The organism is Agromyces sp. 3263, from assembly GCF_031456545.1.
Lineage (GTDB): Bacteria > Actinomycetota > Actinomycetes > Actinomycetales > Microbacteriaceae > Agromyces.
Window position 1 is genome coordinate 1,884,154 of record NZ_JAVDUV010000001.1, and the last position, 17,436, is coordinate 1,901,589.

The 17,436-nt window shown below is 70.9% G+C and carries 15 protein-coding genes; 10 read left to right on the plus strand and 5 right to left on the minus strand.

Features of this window, described 5'->3' with window-relative positions; all coding sequences use genetic code 11:
- Window positions 1–204: 204 nt before the first annotated feature.
- From J2X63_RS08615 to J2X63_RS08640, 6 genes are read left to right on the plus strand one after another with little or no spacing between them, the layout of a single operon-like run.
- The gene (locus J2X63_RS08615; RefSeq protein ID WP_309976129.1) at window positions 205–1,284 is read left to right on the plus strand and encodes a LacI family DNA-binding transcriptional regulator; all 1,080 of its coding nucleotides are present in this window, start codon (window positions 205–207) and stop codon (window positions 1,282–1,284) included.
- 43 nt (window positions 1,285–1,327) lie between these two features.
- Window positions 1,328–2,611: an extracellular solute-binding protein gene (locus tag J2X63_RS08620; protein WP_309976131.1), complete on the plus strand. Its 1,284-nt coding sequence runs from the start codon at window positions 1,328–1,330 to the stop codon at window positions 2,609–2,611.
- Between the two features lie 11 nt (window positions 2,612–2,622).
- Window positions 2,623–3,573 (plus strand): sugar ABC transporter permease, encoded by a 951-nt coding sequence (locus J2X63_RS08625; RefSeq protein ID WP_309976133.1) that lies wholly within the window; start codon window positions 2,623–2,625, stop codon window positions 3,571–3,573.
- Window positions 3,573–4,496, plus strand: a complete 924-nt coding sequence (locus J2X63_RS08630; RefSeq protein ID WP_396133123.1) for a carbohydrate ABC transporter permease — start codon at window positions 3,573–3,575, stop codon at window positions 4,494–4,496. Before J2X63_RS08625 ends, J2X63_RS08630 begins: the two co-directional genes overlap by 1 nt.
- 2 nt (window positions 4,497–4,498) lie before the next feature.
- Window positions 4,499–5,575, plus strand: coding sequence for a glycosidase (locus tag J2X63_RS08635; RefSeq protein WP_396133124.1), 1,077 nt, complete (start codon window positions 4,499–4,501; stop codon window positions 5,573–5,575).
- Window positions 5,572–7,638 carry a hypothetical protein gene (locus J2X63_RS08640; protein WP_309976137.1) on the plus strand — a complete coding sequence of 689 codons (2,067 nt, stop codon included), beginning with the start codon at window positions 5,572–5,574 and terminating at the stop codon, window positions 7,636–7,638. Before J2X63_RS08635 ends, J2X63_RS08640 begins: the two co-directional genes overlap by 4 nt.
- A gap of 4 nt (window positions 7,639–7,642) precedes the next feature.
- Here J2X63_RS08640 and J2X63_RS08645 read toward each other — a convergent pair whose 3' ends face one another.
- The gene (locus J2X63_RS08645; RefSeq protein ID WP_309976139.1) at window positions 7,643–8,110 is read right to left on the minus strand and encodes a GNAT family N-acetyltransferase; all 468 of its coding nucleotides are present in this window, start codon (window positions 8,108–8,110) and stop codon (window positions 7,643–7,645) included.
- A gap of 69 nt (window positions 8,111–8,179) precedes the next feature.
- Here J2X63_RS08645 and J2X63_RS08650 point away from each other — a divergent pair, with 69 nt between their 5' ends.
- From J2X63_RS08650 to J2X63_RS08665, 4 genes are all read left to right on the plus strand, one after another.
- Window positions 8,180–8,545 carry a DUF1801 domain-containing protein gene (locus J2X63_RS08650; protein ID WP_309976140.1) on the plus strand — a complete coding sequence of 122 codons (366 nt, stop codon included), beginning with the start codon at window positions 8,180–8,182 and terminating at the stop codon, window positions 8,543–8,545.
- Window positions 8,546–8,737: 192 nt separating this feature from the next.
- The gene (locus tag J2X63_RS18950; protein ID WP_396133125.1) at window positions 8,738–8,932 is read left to right on the plus strand and encodes a Cys-every-fifth RiPP peptide CefA; all 195 of its coding nucleotides are present in this window, start codon (window positions 8,738–8,740) and stop codon (window positions 8,930–8,932) included.
- 70 nt (window positions 8,933–9,002) lie between these two features.
- Window positions 9,003–12,953 carry a hypothetical protein gene (locus J2X63_RS08660; RefSeq protein ID WP_309976144.1) on the plus strand — a complete coding sequence of 1,317 codons (3,951 nt, stop codon included), beginning with the start codon at window positions 9,003–9,005 and terminating at the stop codon, window positions 12,951–12,953.
- 73 nt (window positions 12,954–13,026) lie between these two features.
- The gene (locus J2X63_RS08665; RefSeq protein ID WP_309976146.1) at window positions 13,027–13,866 is read left to right on the plus strand and encodes an SDR family oxidoreductase; all 840 of its coding nucleotides are present in this window, start codon (window positions 13,027–13,029) and stop codon (window positions 13,864–13,866) included.
- Window positions 13,867–14,032: 166 nt separating this feature from the next.
- On the opposite strand, the gene J2X63_RS08670 is transcribed toward J2X63_RS08665, so the two are convergent.
- The 4 genes from J2X63_RS08670 to J2X63_RS08685 form a co-directional block, all read right to left on the minus strand.
- A complete protein-coding gene (locus J2X63_RS08670) occupies window positions 14,033–14,470 on the minus strand; it encodes a hypothetical protein (protein WP_309976148.1) in 438 nt (145 codons plus the stop codon).
- On the minus strand, window positions 14,467–15,771 hold the full coding sequence (locus J2X63_RS08675; RefSeq protein ID WP_309976150.1) for a serine/threonine-protein kinase: 1,305 nt from the start codon (window positions 15,769–15,771) through the stop codon (window positions 14,467–14,469). The genes J2X63_RS08670 and J2X63_RS08675 overlap by 4 nt, the downstream gene beginning before the upstream one ends.
- Before the next feature lie 130 nt (window positions 15,772–15,901).
- A complete protein-coding gene (locus tag J2X63_RS08680) occupies window positions 15,902–16,744 on the minus strand; it encodes an exodeoxyribonuclease III (protein ID WP_309976152.1) in 843 nt (280 codons plus the stop codon).
- Between the two features lie 10 nt (window positions 16,745–16,754).
- On the minus strand, window positions 16,755–17,414 hold the full coding sequence (locus J2X63_RS08685) for a DUF6328 family protein (protein ID WP_309976154.1): 660 nt from the start codon (window positions 17,412–17,414) through the stop codon (window positions 16,755–16,757).
- Window positions 17,415–17,436: the final 22 nt, after the last annotated feature.

The window sequence follows — 17,436 nt, forward strand, 5'->3', positions numbered from 1 at the left end:
TCGCGGGCGAGCTCGGGGTGGATGCCCCGACGCTACCCACGCCCGTCGCGACTGTCAGCCGGGCGTGACCCGGGACGTAACAGTGGCCGTAGATAGCAAAGCGCAGGGGCAGATGTCAAGCCCTTTGTCTGGGGGTGCGGCCGGGCGTACGTTCGCCCTAAACCGGTTTAGGCGACGGTGTGACCGGTCCTCGAGGCGGAGGCCATGCAGCACATGACGGATGCGATGGACGCAGACGGCGTCGCGCCTGCCGCGGCCGCACCCAAGGCAGCTCGGCCGACGATCGCCGATGTCGCGGCGCGGGCCGGAGTGAGCAAGGGCCTCGTCTCCTTCGCGCTCAACGATCGCCCCGGCGTCAGCGCCGACACACGGGACCGCATCCTCGCGGTGGCCGAGGAGCTCGGCTTCCGCCCGAGCGTGCGGGCACGATCGCTCAGCGTCGACCGGTCGTTCGCGCTGGGCCTCGTCATCGGCCGCAGTCCTGACGTCATCGCCGCCGACCCGTTCTTCCACGCCTTCATCGCCGGCGTCGAGAGCGAGTTCTCCACGTCGGGTCAGGTGCTCGTGCTCGCCGCGGCGACGCCCGGACGCGCAGAGGCGGAGACCTACCGTGGCCTCGCCGCCGACAAGCGGGTCGACGGTGTCATCCTCACCGACCTCAGGGCCGGCGACGAGCGGATCCCGCTCGTGTCCGAGCTCGGCCTCGCCGCCGTGACCTTGGGGCGGGCCGACCATCCCTCGCCGTTCCCGGCCGTCGCGGTCGACGACGGCGCCGGCATCCGCACCGCCGTGGAGCACCTCGTGTCGCTCGGGCACCGGCGCATCGCGCACGTGGCCGGTCCCTCGGTCATGCTGCACGGCCACCGACGCGCGGTGGCGTTCCAGGACGCCGTTCGCGAGGCCGGACTCGATGCCACGCTCGTCGTCGAGACCGACTTCTCGGCGAGCGCCGGCGCCCGCGCGACCCGCGAGCTCCTCGCGCGCGGTGACCGCCCCACCGCGATCGTCTACTCCAACGACCACATGGCGATCGCGGGTCTCGCCGCAGCCCGGCGCGCCGGCATCGCCGTGCCCGAGGCGCTCTCCATCACGGGCTTCGACAACACCGAGCTCGCCGACCATGTCTTCCCATCACTGACCTCGGTGGCGACGGATGCCGCCGCCTGGGGCGCGGTCGCCGCACGCACGCTGCTGGCGTCGATCGCGGGCGAATCGCCCGCCGACGTGGACCTCGACGCTCCACGCCTCGTCGTCAGGGAGTCGACCACCGACGCCCCGACCTGACCTGTCAACGCGGCTCGGCCGCACCCGGAAAGGAACAACGATCATGCGACGACGCATCATCACCGCCACCGCCCTCGGGGCGGTCGGCCTCCTCGCCCTCTCGGCGTGCAGTGCGGGAGGGAACGAGGGCGGCAGCGACAGCCGCGGCGACATCACGATCTGGTACTCGAACAACGAGGCCGAGATCGAGTGGGGCAAGCAGATGGTGGAGGCGTGGAACGCCGACCACCCCGACGAGCAGATCAAGGCGCAGGAGATCCCGGCCGGAGCCTCCAGCGAGGAGACCATCGGCGCGGCGATCACCGCGGGCAACGCGCCCTGCCTCGTCTACAACACGTCGCCCGCCGCAGTGCCGGGCTTCCAGAAGCAGGGCGGCCTCGTCGACCTGTCGAAGTTCAAGGACGGCGACGACTACATCACCGAGCGCTCGGGGGATGTCGCCGACCAGTACCGCTCGAGCGACGGCGACTTCTACCAGATGCCGTGGAAGTCCAACCCGGTGACGATCTTCTACAACAAGGACATGTTCACGCAGGCCGGGCTCGACCCCGAGAACCCGCCGCTGGCCACGTACGACGAGTTCCTCGACACGTCCCGCAAGCTCGTGCAATCGGGTGCCGCCAAGTACGCGATCTGGCCGGCGCCGACGAGCGAGTTCTTCCAGAGCTGGTTCGACTTCTACCCGCTCTACGCGGCGCAGTCGGGCGGCACGCAGTTGCTCGAGGACGGCAAGGCGACCTTCAACGATGAGAACGGCGAGGCCGTCGCGGACTTCTGGGCCACCATGTACTCGGAGAAGCTGGCAGGCACGGAGCAGTACAACGGCGACGCCTTCGCCGACAAGCAGTCGGCCATGTCGATCGTGGGGCCCTGGGCCATCGCGGTCTACGGGGACAGCGTGAACTGGGGCTCGGTGCCCGTTCCCACGAAGGACGGGATGGACCCGTCCGAGGTCTACACCTTCAGCGACGCGAAGAACATCGGCATGTTCACCGCCTGCAAGAACCAGGCCACGGCGTGGGACGTGCTGAAGTTCTCCACGAGCGAGGAGCAGGACGGCAAGTGGCTCGAGGCCACCGGCCAGATGCCGCTGCGCCAGGACCTGACAGGGACGTACCCCGACTACTTCTCGGCGAACCCGGCCTACGAGCAGTTCGGCGACCAGGCGGCGCGCACCGTCGAGGTGCCCAACGTGCCCAACTCGGTCGAGATCTGGCAGGAGTTCCGTGACGGGTACTCCAAGGCCGTGATCTTCGGCGAGGAGGACGTGTCGACCTTCCTGAAGGATGCGGCCGACAAGGCCGACTCCCTCGCCTCGCAGGGCTGAGGAGCTCCGAGATGACTGCGGTCAGCACTCCGCCGCCCCGGGTGGCGACGAGCGATGGGGCGGATGCCGCGCCCCAGCGCCGCCGCCGCCGGTGGCTCGGCGAGAATCCCCTCGGGCTCGTGTTCAGCGCGCCATACCTGGTGTTCGTGCTCGTCGTGTTCGCGTACCCGATCGTCTTCGCCGTGTGGATGTCGTTCCAGGACTACTTCTTCGCGGCTCCGGGCGCCGTCGTCGACCGGCCGTTCGTCGGCTTCGCGAACTACGTCGCGGTGCTGCAGGACCCGAAGGTCTGGCAGTCCTTCGGCAACGTCGGCATCTTCCTGCTCATCAACGTGCCGCTCACGGTCGTGTTCTCGCTGCTGCTCGCCTACGGCCTGAACACCATCGTGCATGCCGGCATCTTCTTCCGGATCAGCTACTACGTGCCGTACGTCACCGCCTCGGTGGCCATCGTGGCCGTGTGGCTGTTCCTGTTCAGCGGCGACGGGCTCGTGAACCACCTGCTCGGACCGCTCGCGCCCGATCCGTCGTGGCTCGTGAACTCGTCTTTGGCCATGCCGACGATCGCCCTCTTCGTCACGTGGAAGGGCATGGCGTTCTACATCCTCCTCTACCTCGCCGCGCTGCAGAACGTGTCGAAGGAGCTCTACGAGGCGGCATCCGTCGACGGAGCGGGCCGGGTGCGCAAGTTCTTCTCGGTCACCGTGCCGGGCGTGCGTCCCGCGACGTTCCTCGTGCTGCTGCTGGCGACCATCACGGGGGCGAACCTGTTCACCGAGCCCTACCTGCTCACCGGGGGCGGCGGGCCCAACGGCGCCTCGTCGTCGCCCGTGCTGTTGATGTACCAGAAGGGCATCGAGCAGGGGAATCCCGATGTCGCGTCCGCCATCGGCGTGATCCTCATCATCCTCGTGCTGCTGATCGCGTGGATCCAGCGCACCTTCGTGGGAAAGGAAGACTGATGTCCCATCCCGATCTTCCGGTGAACACCGACACCGTCGCGATGGTGACCGAGCGCCGCCACTCGCGGCGCACGCACAACCCGAACGAGGCCGGCCGCGGGCGGAAGGTGCTGCTGTACGTGGTGCTCGCGCTCGGCGCGTTCACGTTCCTGTTCCCGTTCTACTACATGGTCGTCGGCTCCCTGCAGGCGAAGGTCGACCCATCGGTTGCGGGGGCGTTCCCCGAGCCGGGGAACATCACGATGGACAACTACGTCGCGATCAACGAGCGCATCAACCTGCTGCAGGGCCTCGTGAACTCGGGCATCTTCACGGGCGGCGTGCTGATCGGCACCGTCGTCTTCGGCGTGCTCGCGGGCTACGCGCTGGCGATCCTGCACTGGCGCGGTCGCGGCGTCGTGTTCGCGCTCGCGCTCCTCGTGCAGGTGGTGCCCTTCCAGCTGCTGATGATCCCGCTGTACGTGATGATCGCGCGCGACTTCGGCCTGGCCGACACGTACGGCGGCATGATCCTGCCGTTCTTCATCAACTCGACGGCGGTGATCATCTTCCGGCAGTACTTCCTGCAGTTGCCCAAGGAGCTCTGGGAGGCGGCCCGCATCGACGGCGCCGGCGAGTTGCGGGTGCTGTGGAGCGTGGCGCTCCCACTGGTGCGCCCGGCGGTGCTGACGACGATCATCCTCACCTTCATCGGACCGTGGAACGAGTTCCTGTGGCCGTTCCTCATCACGAAGGAGGCGGCGCTGCAGCCGCTCGCGGTGTCGCTCGCCAACTTCATCTCGAACATCGCGGCGTCGACCTCGAACCCGTTCGGGGCGATGATGGCCGGCGCGGTGGTGCTGTCCATTCCGGCGATCGTCCTGTTCCTGTTCTTCCAGCGCTACTTCGTCTCGACGGATCTCGGCTCGAGCGTGAAGGGATGACGATGGATGCCGCAACCGTGCCCTACTCGCTGACGCGGGTCGGGGTCGTGATGACGCCGCATCCCGACCAGCCCTTCGAGGCAGAGGGGGTCCTGAACCCCGGGTCGGGCCGCACGCCCGACGGGACGTTGTACCTGCTGCCGCGCCTGGTGGCGGCGGGCAACGTGTCCCGTGTGGGCCTGGCCCGCGTGGTGATCGAGGACGGCGTGCCCGTCGGCGTCGAGCGCGAAGGCGTCGTGCTCGAGCCCGACCGTGGATGGGAGCGGGGCGTCGGCAATGCCGGCGTCGAGGACCCGCGCGTCACGTGGATGGGGGTGCTCGGGCTCCACGTGATGACGTACGTGGCGTACGGGCCGCTCGGCCCCCGCACCGCGATCGCCGTCTCGCCCGACCTGCGCGAGTGGCGACGGCTGGGACCGGTGCTGTTCGCCTACGACGACGCGCTCGACATGGACCTGAACCTGTTCCACAACAAGGACACGACGTTCTTCCCCGAGCCCGTGACGGCGCCTGACGGCACCCCGAGCCTCGCCGTGCTGCACCGGCCGATGTGGGACCTCAGCGAGACGAAGCCGGGGCAGGGCGTGCGCGTCCCCGCTGGGGTGAGCGACACCCGGCAGTCGATCTGGATCAGCTACGTGCCGCTCGACCGGGTGATCGACGACGTGTCGGCGATCACGCTCTGGGAGCAGCATCGGTTCGTCGCCGGCCCGCAGTACGCGTTCGAGGAACTGAAGATCGGCGGCGGGCCGCCGCCGCTGCGGGTCCCGGAGGGCTGGCTGCTGCTGCACCACGGGGTCACCGGCAAGCTCGAGAGCGCCTTCTCCCAGCAGCAGCACGTGAACTACGCGGCGGGCGCGATGCTGCTCGACGCCGACGACCCGAGCACCGTGCTCGCCCGCACCCGCGAGCCGATCCTCGCGCCCGAGACCGAGGAGGAGCGCAGCGGCATCGTGCCGAACGTGGTCTTCCCCACGGCGATCGAGGAGATCGACGGCGTGCACTACGTCTTCTACGGAATGGCCGATTCGAAGATCGGGGCGGCCCGCCTCGACCGCACCGGAGGAGGAGCGGAATGACCAGGACACACGTGGCGGCCTGGGTGGCCGCCGTCGCGCTCGCGGCGGGAGCGATCGGCGGGGCGGCGCCGGCCGTCGCGGCGATGCCGAGCGGGGTGCCGGCCGCGGTGCCGGCCGCGCCGGCGGCATCCGCGCCGCTCACGAATCTCGCGCACCTCGACTTCCTCATGGACACCGCGACCCCGGCCGAGGTGCCGGGCCACACGACCTACCGGCTCGCCGAGGAGCCCGACCTCACCATGCCGTGGACCTACGCCGATGCGCGACCCGGCGGCACGTTCGAGCGGGTCGGCGGCGGCAGCCCGGTCGACCCCGTGACGGGCCACTGGAAGCAGGGCGCGTACAACGCCGACGACATCGCGCGGGCGGCGGTCGTCTACCTGCGGCACTGGCAGCTGACGGATGCCGCGACGAGCCGCGACACCGCCTACGAGCTGCTGCGCTCGCTGGCCTACCTGCAGACCGTCGACGGCCCGAACGCGGGCAACGTGGTGCTCTGGATGCAGCCCGACGGGCAGCTCAACCCGAGCCCCGTGGTCGTCGAGCTGCCCGACCCGTCGGACTCCGGGCCGAGCTACTGGCTCGCCCGAGCGCTCTGGGCGTTCGGCGAGGGCTACGCGGCCTTCGCGGCCGACGGCGCCGACCCGGCGTTCACGGCCTTCCTCGGTGAGCGGATGTCGCTCGCCCGCGAGGCGGTCGATCGGCAGGTGCTCACGCGCTACGGCCAGTACGGCACGGCTGACGGCATGCGGGTGCCGCTCTGGTTGATCGTCGACGGAGCGGATGCCAGTGCCGAGGCGGTGCTCGGACTCGCGGCCTACGTGCAGGCGGCCCCCGACGACGCGGCCGCGGCGGAGTCGCTGCGGATGCTCGCCGAGGGCATCGCGGTCATGTCGGCCGGCGATGTGGACTCCTGGCCCTACGGCGCGATCCTGCCCTGGGCGAAGTCGCGATCGATGTGGCACGCCTGGGCGTCGCAGATGCCGGCGGCGCTCGCCGTGGCATCCGAGGTGCTCGGCGACGGGTCGCTGCTCGAACCGGCACTGCTCGACTCCTCCTCGTTCACGCCGACGCTGCTCACGGCGGGCGGGCCGGACAACGGGTGGTTCCCGACGCCGGCCGACCGGGTGCAGATCGCCTACGGCGCCGACTCGCGGGTGCAGTCGCTGCTGGCCGTCGCCGACGCGTCGGGGTCGACCGGCTTCGCGGAGCTCGCGGCCATCCAGGCGGCCTGGTTCTTCGGCGCCAACCGTGCGGGCGAGGCCGTGTACGACCCGGCGACGGGCGTCACGTACGACGGCATCCAGCCCGACGGCGCCATCAACCGCAACAGCGGCGCCGAGAGCACCATCCACGGCTTGCTGACCATGCTCGCGCTCGACGCACGGCCCGACCTGGCCGAGCGCGCGACCTCCGTCAATGGGATCGTCTCGCGGCACGGACTCACCACGGTCGAGGCCGAGGCGGCCGCATCGACGACCGGCGAGGTCGTGACACCCGCGTCGGCCTGGACGGAGGAGTCGCTGTACTCCGGCTCGACGCTCGTGCTCGACCGCCGCGAGACGGCGACGTGGGACCTGGGCACCGACACCGTCGACCGCTCGGTCGAACCCGTGGCGTGGATCCCCGAAGACGGCTCGGGTCGCTCGATCTGGAAGAGCGACGGCACGGGTGCCGGCACGCTCGACGGCCGCGGCGAGCCGCAGGGCATCAGTCCCGTGCCGGGCGTGCTCCTGCCGCGGAACCTCCAGGTGGGCGTCGCTGCGTCGGAGTCGCAGTTGACGGCTCGCGTCGTGAAGGGCGACCTGACGCTCGACGCGCTGCTCGTGCGTCCGGTCGTGTCGCACCTCGAGCTCGCGGGCGACGGCGGCGCGACCGAGCTGGTGCATGTCTCCGCGACGTCGCCGCAGCGAGTGACCGTCGGCTTCGAGGGGCGGCGCGCGATCGCTCGGGTCTACGGCCCCGACGGGGCGCTGCTCAGCGAGGTGGTGGTCGACGGGTCGGCGACGGTGCGGATTCCATCAGGCGGATTCGCGGTGGTCTCGACGGATGAGGCGGGGTGAGGCGCTACAGCGGCTTCTGCATGTGCATCGAGGTGACGGCGTAGCCGAGGCTCCCGTAGAGGCCGATCGCGGGCTCGTTGTAGGCGAACACGTTGAGCTGCATCGTCCTGGCCCCCTGCGATCGCGCGAACTCCTCGGCGAGGGCCATGGTCGCCCGGCCGACGCCGCGGCCCCGGAAGGACTCGTGCACCGCGACGTCCCACACGTACCAGGTGGACGTGTCCTTCACCGGGCCGAGCCAGAGCCAGCCGGCGTCCTCGCCGTCGGCTTCCACGGTGAACAGGAAGTGGCCGTCGATGAGCCGCCCGTCGGGGAAGAACTGGTCCTGCGAGGCGCGCGCGGCGGCGGCGGCCTGCTCGGCGTCCTCGCCCGCCTGCTGCCGCGCCTGCTGGTAGGCGCTCATCGCGACGGGCAGCCAGGCGGCGGTCTGCTCGGTGGTCTTCGGGACGAGTCGGAAGTCTGGGGTCGCCATCCGACCATGCTGCCACGAGCTGCGGACGACGTCATTGAACCATTCGGTTCAGTGACGTAGACTGCCGGCATGGCCGCCGCTCCCGAGACCGTCGACGACTACGTCGCGTCCTTCCCGCCCGAGGTTCGCGAGGTGCTCGAGCGCGTGCGGGCCGCGATCCACGCGGGGGTGCCCGACGGCGCGGAGAAGGTCCGCTACGGGATGGGCGCGGTCATGCTCGGCGGCCGCTACGCGATCCACTTCGCCGGGTGGAAGCACCACGTCGGGCTCTACCCGGTGCCCGCCTTCGACGGCGCGCTCGAGGCTGAGGTCGCGCCGTATCGCTCCAAGAAGGACACGGTGAACTTCCCATTCGCCAAGCCCGTGCCGTACCAACTCATCACGCGGATGTCGCAGGAGATCGTGCGGATGCGCCGCACCGAACGCGGGGCCTGAGCCGCTCGAGCTCGCCCGCCACTAGCGGAGGCATTCCTCCGCGCGCTACCGTGAGCCCGACTCAGTTGCTGCACTCGGTGAGGGGGCCGTCATGCGCGCAGGGGGGAGGATCGGTGTTGCCCGGGGGGGACGCAGCCGAAGGGTCCTTCAGGTCACCGCGCTCGCGGCGGGCTTCGCGCTCGCCACGGCGATGTGGTCGGGCGGCGGGGTCGCCTGGTCCGCCGAAACGCCTCCGGATGCCGCGTCGCCGAGCGACATCGCGACGGATGCGCCGGCGACGGATGCCCCCGCGACGGATGCGCCGGCAACCGATGCCCCCGCGACGGATGCCCCGGCAACCGATGCCCCCGCGACGGATGCCCCGGCCACGGACGTGCCCGCCACTGAAGCGCCGCCGACCGATGCGCCGGCGCCCGAGGTGGCTGATGGCACGACGCCACCGGCCGGGGTGGCGCCCATGAGCCTCGAGGCGGAGGGGCTCGCGGCCGTCGCCGCCGGACCGCAGCTCGCGGCGGCCGCTGCGGCCACCGGATGCAGCTATGCGACATCCGGTGTGCAGGCGGCCAACATCTGCTGGCTCGACTTCGCCGGATTCAACGCGACGACCGCGCGAACGACCGGGCAGGACTTCGCGCTCGGCCTCCCGGGCGGGTACACGGCGAACTTCAACATCTTCACCGGCGGTGCCAACGCCGCGGGATTGAACGCGGGTGCCCAGGGCAGCAACTCGGGTGTCTGGGCGACGGCGTACCCCGGCGTGACCGGCCGGCCGATCCTCCAGCGCAACACCACGGGAACGACCACGGTGCAGTTGCGGAACTTCGGCGTCACCGATTCCCTCGGCGTCGCCGTCCCGAACTTCGGCATGGTCGCCGGCGATGGCGAGTCGACGGGTTTCAGCGAGAGCCTCTCGTTCTCGACGACCGGGACGCCGTGGACCCTGGTCACCAAGACCCAGTACGGATGCGGGGCGACCATCACCGGGCTGGGCACGAACACCGTCAGGTGTCAGGGCGTCAACCCGCAGTTCCCGGGGGCATACGGCACCGCGGTGTTCGCGACCAAGAACCCCACGTCCTACACGGTCTCGCTGGTCAACACGCAACTGGGCACCGAGGCGGCGGTGTTCGGATTCCAGACCGCGACGCTGACCCTGAACAAGGCGGTCAACGGGCGGGTGAACCCGGCTGATTCCTTCGACACCACGATCACCTCGGCGCAGGGCACCGTGCTCGGGAGTGCGACGACCGGCGCCGGGGCCTCATCGACGACGGGGCCGATCACCCTGCTCCCCGGGTCGCAGCCGTTCACGCTCGCGGAGACGCCGACCGCCGGATCGACGCCCCTCGACGAGTACCTCGAGTCGTGGTCGTGCACCAATGAGAACACCGCCTCCACGACGGTGCTCCCTTCGGGTTCCGGCACGTCGAAGACCATCGTCCTCGGCATCGGCGACGCGGTGACGTGCACCGTCACGAACACGGCAGGCAGCCCCGAGCTCAGCCTCGACAAGGTGCTGACGGGGAATGCCGACGAGGACGGCTCGGGCACGGTGAGTGTAGGCGACACGCTGTCGTACTCGCTGACCGCGACCAATGTCGGCGATGTGGCGATCGACGACGTGGTCGTGTCCGATGCCCTGACCGGGGCGTCGCAGACGTGCGCGGCGGTGCCGGTGGCCGGCACGTGCGTGCTGTCGACGACGCACGTGGTCACGCAGGCCGAGGCCGACGCCGGCCAGGTCGTGAACACGGGCTCCGTCGTCTCACCGCAGACGCCCGATCCGGTGACCGACACCGAGACGGTGCCCGTTCCGCAGCATCCGTCGCTGTCCATCGTGAAGGTGCTCGTCGGCAATGCGGACGAGGACGGCTCGGGCACGGTGAGCGTGGGCGACAGCCTGTCGTACACCTTGACGGGAACGAACACCGGTGACATCACCCTGACCGGCGTCGTGGTCTCGGATGATCTCACCGGCGACTCGCAGACGTGCGCGTCGGTTCTGCTGCTCGGCACGTGCGTGCTGTCGACGACGCACGTGGTGACGCAGGCCGAGGCCGATGCCGGCGAGGTCGTGAACACGGGCTCGGCGGTCGCCGATCAGGTACCGACGCCGGTGACGGATGTCGAGACGGTCCCGGTCCCCCAGGCGCCCGCGCTGACCCTGGTGAAGTCCGCCTCGCCGTCGGACGCCGCCAGCTTCGTGCCCGGAACCGAGATCACGTACTCCTTCGTGGTGACGAACAGCGGCAACGTGACCGTCGAGAATCCCCAAGTCGTGGAGGTCGAGTTCACCGGGAACGGCCCCGCGCTGGCGGTCGACTGCCCGGTCACGCCCGTGCTGCTGCCGCAGGCGCAGATGACGTGCACGGCCACCTACACCGTGCTCCAGGAGGACGTCGACGCGAGCGGGATCGACAACACCGCGACCGCGTCGGGCATCGACCCGAACGGTGACGAGGTCGTGTCGCCCGAGGACAGCGCTCCGATCCCGGTGGACGCCGCTCCGGCGCTGACGATCGACAAGTCCTCGAGCGGTGGCCCGTTCACGCAGGCGGGCCAGGTCGTGACCTACTCGTTCCTCGTGACGAACACGGGCAACGTCACCGTGGCCGACATCGCCGTTGCCGATGATGCCGGGCCGTTCACGGGCTCGGGAACGCTCTCGCCCGTCGCCTGCGATGCGACGACGCTGCTGCCCGGTGCGACGACGACCTGCACGGCGACCTACGAGCTCACCCAGGCCGATGTCGATCACGGGTCGGTGGCGAACACCGCGAACGCGCAGGGCACCGCGGCCGGCGACCCCCTCGAGTCGCCGTCCGACACGGAGATCGTCTCGATCGCTCCGGCGCCGGCGCTGACGATCGCGAAGACGGGAGAGCCCGACGACCCGACCGAGGCCGGACAGCAGATCACCTACTCGTTCGTGGTCACGAACACCGGCAACGTGACCCTGACCGACGTCGCGGTCGCCGAGCTCGAGTTCACCGGCAACGGCGTCCCGCCGGCGGTGACCTGTCCCGCCGACGAGGTCGACTCGCTCGCGCCCGGCGACGACGTGACGTGCACCGCCACCTACACGCTCATCCAGGCCGACGTCGACGCGGGCGGGGTCACGAACACCGCCGATGCGACTGGCTCCACGCCGATCGGGCTCCCGGTGAGCGCACCGCCGTCGGAGTTCCCGATCACGATCGTGGCCTCCCCGGCATGGACGCTGCTGAAGACGGTGAGCCCGACCGCCGCCACCCGGGCCGGCGACCAGCTGACGTACTCGTTCCTCATCACGAACACCGGCAACGTCACCCTCACCGAGATCGGTGTGAACGACGAGGAGTTCACCGGTACGGGCACGATCTCGGGGATCGACTGCCCCGAGACCAGCCTCGCACCCGCTGAGGACGTCACCTGCACGGCCACCTACGTGCTGACGCAGGCGGACGTCGACGCGGGCGGGGTCACGAACACCGCGACCGCCTCGAGCACGCCGCCGAACGCGCCCCCGGGCACGTCGCCGGAGTCGAGCGCTGCGGTGACCGTGGACGAGGCGCCGGCCCTCGAGGTCGTGAAGGGAGCGTCGCCCGTCACGGTGACCGCGGCCGGCCAGGTCGTCACCTACTCGTTCGTCTTGACGAATACCGGCAACGTCACGCTCCACGACGTCGTGATCGCCGAAGGCGAGTTCACGGGCACCGGCACGATCTCGGCGATCGACTGCCCGGCCGACCCCGTCGCGCCCGGCGATGACCTCATCTGCTCCGCCACCTACGTGGCGACGCAAGCGGACCTCGACGCGGGTGACGCGATCGTGAACACCGCCACGGCGAGCGGCATCACGCCGTTGGAGGTGCCGGTGACCTCGGTCGAGAGCGAGCCGGCCACGGTCGAGGTCGAAGGAGTCGAGGCACTGCAGCTCGACATCACGGTCGACACCCCGGTCGTCAGCGGCCCCGGGCAGACGGTGAACTACACGTTCACGGTGACGAACACCGGCACCGTCACCCTGAGCGACGTCGGCATCACAGGCGTGAACTTCACCGGGTCCGGTGGGGTGCCCACGATCGTGTGCCCGACCGGTGACGTGGCACCCGGCGAGCGCGTCGTCTGCACGGCGACCTACCTCACGACCGAGGCGGATGCCGCGGCCGGCCGCATCGACCTCACCGCGAGCGCGACGGCGACCGGCCCCGACGGGGAGCCCGTCCAGGGTAATCAGGACGAGGTCGAGGTCGCCCTGCCCGGCACCGAACCGCCCGCCGCGATCCCGCCAGCGGCGAGTGCGTCGACCGGACTCGCGCACAGCGGTGTCGAGGGGAGCGCGACCGCCGCGATCGCCCTGCTCCTCGTGGCGCTCGGCGCGGCGTTCCTCGTTCTCCGCCGAATCCGGCCGGCTCGGCGTCGCTGAAGCTCGCGGTGTCGCCGCCCCGTGTCATCGGCGGGCGGGCGGCCGTCCTTCCGGCGTGCGCGAAGATGGAACGATGACGAGAACGGTGCAGGGTGCCAACGTGCTGATCACGGGCGCGGCGGCGGGCATGGGCCGCATGTACGCCGAACGCGCGGTGGCCGAGCACGCGGCATCCGTCACCCTCTGGGACCGCGACGCACCGGCGCTTGCCCGCACCGCCGACGAACTCGGTGCCGTCTCGCGCGGTCGCAGCCGGGTGCAGTCGTACGTGGTCGACGTGGGGGACCTCGGCGCCATCGCGAAGACCGCCCAGCGGGTGCGACGCGAGGTGGGCAATCCCGACGTGCTCATCAACAACGCCGGCATCGTGCGCGGCAACCGGTACTTCTGGGAGACCGACAACGGCGAGGACACCCGCCCGACCATGCAGGTCAACGCGCTCGCGCCCATGTACATCACGCGCGAGTTCATCCCCGGCATGATCGCGAACGCCTATCGGGCGTCGCGGATCGTGAACATCGCCTCGGCCGCCGGCACGCTCGCGAATCCGCGCATGGCGGTGTACGCGGCTTCCAAGGCCGCCCTCATCGGCTGGAGCGAGTCGCTACGGCTCGAGCTCGAGCAGGCCGATCACGGCAACGTGAAGGTCACGACCGTGACGCCGAGCTACATCTCGACGGGCATGTTCGCCGGCGCCAAGGGCCCGACGCTCACCCCGGTGCTCGACCCCGAGTTCGTCGTCGACCGGGTCTGGAAGGCGATGCTCGCCGGCACGCCGCTCGTGGAGCTGCCGTGGAGCGTCGGCCTGTCGCGGGCGCTCCGGGGGCTCCTGCCCACCCGGGTGTTCGACCGGGTCGTGGGCGACGGCTTCGGCGTCTACCGCTCGATGGAGCGATTCACCGGCCGCGACTGAGCCCGCACCCGCACAGGCTGCGGGCGGAGGCGATGCGCGATCACGCCGATGGACAGCGACACCGCCAGGGCGGCCGCGGCGATCACGGGCACGAGTTCGGGAGTCATGCGGTGAAGGTAGCCCTGCAAGCTGGGTGCCCGCCGCGAATCGCGCAGGCGGCCAGGTGTCAGCCGTCGCCCTTCCCCTTCTTGCCCTTGTCGTCGTTGCCCTTGCCCTTGCCCTTGTCGTCGTCGTTGCCGGGCTGGCCGCCGTCATCACCGGCGGGTGCCGGGGCCGGAGCGGGCGTCGGCGTGCTCGCCACGTCGGCCGCCTCGAGATCGGCCCGCACGAGATCGATCGCGGCACGGATGTCGGACTCCTGCGTTGCGTCGACGGCACCGTCCTCGACCGCGGCGTCGACATCCCGCTCGAGCAGGGCGAGCTCGGCGAGCGCTCCGGGATAGTCGCCCTCCGCCGCGCGGGTCGAGATCTGCACGACCGATTCGTGCATCGCGGCCGCGGTGTTGTCGGCCGAGGCCGCGCACGACGAGAGGCCGAGGACCAGCGCGAGGGCGACGGTCGCGGCGGGGAGCACGGCGCGACGCGTGGCGAGCCGGCGCATCATCCGCTCACCGCCTCGTCGAGCTGCTGGAGGTGCACGCCGAGGTCTCCGGGCACGGCGGGCAGCGGCTCGGGCGTCGCCTCGGGCGCGGGGGCGCTGAACGCCGAGAGCACCACCGCGGTCACCACCCCGGCGATCGCCAGCAGCAGTGCGACCGCGATGGCGGGACGCACCCAGCGCCGGCGATCGTCGTCGTGGTCTCCGGCGGAGCGGCGCTCGGCGCGCGGCGATCGGGCGGTCGCGGCCGCGTTGGAAGTCTCGGCAGCGGCGCCGGGCACCGCGAAGAACGAGCGGTCTGGCGTCGGGAGCACGCGAGTGGCCATGGTCTCGTCCGCGGCGGGCTCGGACGCCGCAGGCGCCGGAGCCGCGCCCGCGGGCATCGCCTCAGTGGGCTGGTCGGCGACCTGGGTGAACGCGATGGTCGGCGCCGTGGCATCCGCGTCGGTGACCGGCGTCGTGTCCAGCGTGCTGGCGACGACCGCGACATCAAGCGCGCTCGGACGGTCACCCGGTTCGCGGGCGGTCATCGCCCGCAGCAGTGCGACCCAGTCCTCGCCGAGGGCGGCGGGGATGTCGGGATCGCGCGCGAGCCTGGCGCCGGCCGCCTCGACGGCGGGCCCGGGGAAGGGCGTCTCGCCGGTGCGGGCTTCGAGCACGAGGAGTCCCAGGGAGTAGACGTCGCTCGCCGGCGATGGGGGCCGGCCCGTCACCTGCTCAGGGCTGACATAGCCCGGCGTGCCCACGAGCAGGCCCGCGCGGGTGATGCGGGCGTCGTCGATGAGGCGGGCGATGCCGAAGTCGGCGAGCTTCGCGTTCCACGTGCGGCTCGGCAGGTGCGCGGGCTCGAGGAGCACGTTCGCGGGCTTCACGTCGCGGTGCACGATGCCGCGATCGTGGATGACGTGCAGCGCCTCGGCGAGGTCGGCCAGCAGCCCCGCGGCATCCGCCGGGCCGAGCGGGCCGAGCCGCAGCGTCTCGCGCAGGTCGCGGCCCTCGACGAGCTCCATCACGAGGAACTCGCGGCCCGTCGCCGGGTCGCGGGAGGCGTCGTACAGCCGCACCAAGGCGCGGTGCGAGAGGCTCGCGAGCAGCGCGGTCTCGGATCGTCGACGCTGCGCGTCGTCGAGGCCCTCCGCCTCGGCGGCGAAGACCTTGACCGCGACGGGGCGGCCGAGCGCGAGGTCGACGCCGCGATACACGGTCGCCATGCCGCCACGACCGATGAGGCCCTCGAGCCGGTAGCGGTCGCCCAGCGTGGCGCCGGTGAAGGCGTCGCCCATCACGCTGTTCGGGGTGCTGCTCACCCCATCGAGGGTAGTCGCCGTCGTCGGGCACCGCCCGGACCAGGGGTGGGGTGGCCGCGCCGGTCGCCGTCTGGTAGTGCTCGGGATGCCCCTGGAAGGGGCGGGATGCCCCTGGAAGGCTCGGGATGCCTCAGCCGAAGATCATCGGCGAGTCGTCGACCACCGGCTCGAGCGCCAGGTCGACGAGCACCGGCACGTGGTCGGACGGCGCCGCGCCCTTGCGCTCGTTGCGGTGGATCGAGGCATCCGTCACCGCCCCGGCGAAGGCCGCGGAGCCGAGGACGAAGTCGATGCGCATGCCCTCGTTACGGGGGAACCGGAGCTGCTTGTAGTCCCAGTAGGTGAAGAGTCCCTCGGGCACCCGGGCGCGCACGACGTCGCTGACGCCCGCCGCCTCGAGCGCGAAGAACGCCGCGCGTTCCTCAGGGGAGACGTGGGTCGTGCGACCGACGACGACCGTCGGGTCGCCGTTGTCGACGTCGAACGGGGCGATGTTGAAGTCGCCCATGAGCGCGAACGGCACCTCGGGGTACGACGTGGTCTGCTCGCGGGTGTACTCGGTGAGCGCCTCGAGCCAGTCGAGCTTGTAGGTGTAGTGGGGGTCGCCCAGCGAGCGGCCGTTGGGCACGTAGAGGCTCCACAGCCGCACGCCGTCGACGGTCGCGCCGATGGCCCGCGCCTCCTGCGGTTGGTCGGGGCCCTCGAGGCCCTTGAAGAACCCGGGCATGCCCGGGAAGCTCGTCTCGACCGACTCGATCGGCGACCGGCTCGCGATGGCGACGCCGTTCCACTGGTCGAAGCCGTGCAGCGCGAGCTCGTAGCCGGCGTCTTCGAACTGTGCCGCCGGGAACTGCTCGGGCTTGCACTTGATCTCCTGCATCGCGAGCACGTCGACGTCTTCGCGCACCATCCAGTCGACGACGCGGTCGACGCGGGTGCGGATCGAGTTGACGTTCCAGGTGGCGATGCGCATGGAAGCAAGCCTAGGACGGCGCGCCGACACCCTTGCGCTCGTCCCCGGCCTCGGCCTCTGCCTCCGAACGCACCACCTCGGGGTCGTCGCCGTCCTTCGCCTCCTGCAATCGCGGCAGCACCAGCCAGAGCAGCACGAGCACGATCGCGCCGACCACAAAGGTGATGATGCCGGCGGCCCGCGAGACCGCGAAGTCGAAGATCAGGGTCGTGACCCCGAGCACCAGCAGGGCGACCACCGCAAGGTGCGCGATGAGCAGCCGGTTGCCGGTGCGCACGATGCGTTCCTTCACCTGGTGCCGGAACAGCGTGCGGTGCAGCGTCACCGGCGCGAGGCCCACGATCGTCGCCAGACCGGCGAGTGCGACGAGCACGAGGTAGAGGACGAGCTGGTACTGGTCGAGCTCCTCGAACCGCTGCTGGAAGGCGACCGCGAGGAGGAACCCGCCGATGAGCTGCGTGCCCGTCAGCGCGACCCGGAGCTCCTGCAGGATGTCGCTCCAGTTGCGGTCGCTCCGCTCGTTGGGGGTCTCATTCCGTCCATCGCCCGGCGCGACGTCCTCGTCGTGCGCCGGCGTCGGGCTGCGGCGGGGGCTGCCGTCGGGCGATGGGGCGTCGTCGACGCGGCCGAGTGCGTCGGAGACGGGCGGTCCGGCGTGTCGCGCGTTCATGCTCGATGGTAGCCACGCCGGC